Here is a 1156-nt window from a genome sequence, read left to right as displayed (position 1 = left end):
TCCAGGAGACGTTCGGTGATCTCACGCAGGGTCCGCGTCAGCGCCCGGGTGAGCCGGGAGGGGGGAAAAGCCCGCCTGGCTGGTGGTCTGCCGGCGGACGACGCGCAAGGTGCGAATGAAGGACATCCGGTCCGGATCCTCTCCCTCCCGCTGGGAGGCCTGGTGCATCAGGTCGCGCAGCGCGTGGTGCACCAGGAGGAACGCGAAGATCTCCTGCTCGGCCCCCACCGGATGCTGGGATCGCAGGACGAAGTGGGGTCCGCACAGGTGGGTCTTGATCTCGTCGAGGGTCGTCTCGATCTCCCAGCGCTCGGCGTAGAGCGCGGCCAGTTCCGCGGCCGGCGCGGTGGCCGGGTCCAGGAGAGTGGTGAGCAGCCGGTACACGGTGCCCTCTCCGGGAGGGCCCAGGGTGTACTCGATGACGCGGACCGCTTCCGGGTCGGCTCGTCGGTTCTTGTCCCGGGCGGCGACGATCCGCGACAGGTACGAGCCGTCGGGCAGTGCGGTCAGCACGGGCAGGACCGCGTTGCTCTTGACCCGCCACAGCAGGTCCGCGCCGGTCGCCGCGGCGGCCCGCCACAGGTCGAGGCCGAGGAAGCCCCGGTCTGCCAGAAGCAGCATTCCCCTGGTCAGTGACGGGAACAGGCGGCGGGCCAGGACCGTCTCGTGCACACCCAGCGGCGCGACGTCGGCGGCGAACACGGCATGGGTGCCGCACTCGACCAGGGCCACGGCCCTGGCCTGCGGATACGCGCTCCTGCCCTGGCCGCGCCCCGTTCCCGGCCGCCCGAAGAAGGCGGCGTTCGCCTCCGTGTCGGGAAGGTCGAAGGTCGTCCCGTCCACCGACACCAACCGCAGACCACGAAACCAGGCTCCCGGCGTCGCCGGGACCGCCACGGGCCGGCAGACCCGGGCGAACAACGCCCTCATCGGTTCCGCCCCCAGCCGGAGCCGGGCCCGTCCGATCGCCCCGCTGGTGGGCACCCGCCACGTCCTCGACCAGCGACGTTCCCGTTCCAGGCCCTGCGTCAGAAGCCGTCCGACCTCCTCGTACCCCTGCCCCGAGAACAGGCACATCGCGAGCACGAAATACACCACCACCCGCGCGGGAAGCAGGCGTCGACGTTCCTCAGTGCGTCCGCACCCCACCACCACC

1 protein-coding gene is annotated in these 1156 nt (G+C 71.5%); it reads right to left on the bottom strand.

Annotated features, from left to right (window positions below; all coding sequences use genetic code 11):
• Window positions 1-21: 21 nt before the first annotated feature.
• A partial coding sequence (locus tag QMK28_RS33965; protein ID WP_326443552.1) for an IS4 family transposase occupies window positions 22-1156 on the bottom strand: 1135 nt, incomplete at its 5' end.

The organism is Streptomyces sp. H27-D2 (genome assembly GCF_035828615.1).
GTDB lineage: Bacteria > Actinomycetota > Actinomycetes > Streptomycetales > Streptomycetaceae > Streptomyces.
Note: the sequence above shows the minus strand (reverse complement) of the source record. Positions and strands in the feature narration are given on the sequence as shown.